Source organism: Delftia sp. ZNC0008, from assembly GCF_000799035.1.
GTDB classification, from domain to species: domain Bacteria; phylum Pseudomonadota; class Gammaproteobacteria; order Burkholderiales; family Burkholderiaceae_C; genus Comamonas; species Comamonas tsuruhatensis.
This window is the reverse complement of record NZ_JTKZ01000232.1, coordinates 1-1,116: the sequence shown is the minus strand read 5'-3', so window position 1 is coordinate 1,116 and position 1,116 is coordinate 1. Positions and strand designations below refer to the sequence as shown.

Sequence of the window (1,116 nt, the reverse complement as noted above, 5' to 3'; positions counted from 1 at the left end):
CAGCGCGTTTCCGCTGGGTCAAGGCGCCGACCAGCCCAGAGCTCACCCAGCTGACGCACACCATCGCCCACCGGGTGGGTCGCTATCTGGAACGGCAAGGCCTGCTGGAACGGGATGTCGAAAACAGCTATCTGGCCTCGGATGCGGTGGATGACGACCCGATGACACCCCTGCTGGGGCACTCGATCACTTACCGTATCGCTGTCGGTTCACAGGCGGGGCGAAAGGTGTTCACTTTGCAAACTCTGCCGACCAGTGGTGATCCGTTCGGTGACGGGATTGGCAAGGTAGCCGGGTCCAGCCTGCACGCCGGCGTGGCGGCCAGGGCCGATGAACGCAAGAAGCTCGAACGGCTGTGCCGGTACATCAGCCGCCCGGCGGTATCCGAGAAGCGGCTGTCGTTAACACGAGGCGGCAACGTGCGCTACCAGCTCAAGACGCCGTACCGGGACGGCACCACGCACGTCATTTTCGAACCATTGGATTTCATTGCAAGGCTGGCCGCCCTGGTACCGAAGCCCAGAGTCAACCTAACCCGCTTCCACGGGGTGTTCGCACCCAACAGTCGGCACCGGGCGTTGGTCACGCCGGCAAAACGGGGCAGGGGCAACAAGGTCAGGGTGGCTGATGAACCGGCAACACCAGCACAACGGCGAGCGTCGATGACATGGGCGCAACGGCTCAAGCGTGTTTTCAATATCGACATCGAGACCTGCAGCGGCTGCGGCGGCGCCATGAAAGTCATCGCCTGCATTGAAGACCCTATAGTGATCAAGCAGATCCTTGATCACCTGAAGCACAAAGCCGAAACCAGCGGGACCAGGGCGTTACCCGAAAGCCGGGCGCCACCGGCTGAGCTGCTCCTGGGTCTGTTTGACTGACGAGCCTGAAGGCCAACGATACCAATCAAAATGCTGCGTTCACAGCGCCGCGGCAGGGATCCGCCGTGCTGGTTGTCGGAAAAGGAGCCGCTAGTGGGAAAGAGGAGGGTAAATTTTCAGCGTTGCTGGCTCCCCGTCAGCCGGATTGGGTTGCATCGCAGGGGTGTCGAAAGAGTCAACTGCGGTCCAAAGCTGTTGGACTTGGGTGAAAAGGGCGTTTATTCTTCCTATACGT

1 pseudogene is annotated in these 1,116 nt (G+C 60.8%); it reads left to right on the top strand.

The window, feature by feature from the left end:
• A pseudogene (locus tag L995_RS07740) lies at window positions 1-881 on the top strand (IS91-like element ISCR2 family transposase); the annotation flags it as partial.
• Between the last annotated feature and the right edge of the window lie 235 nt (window positions 882-1,116).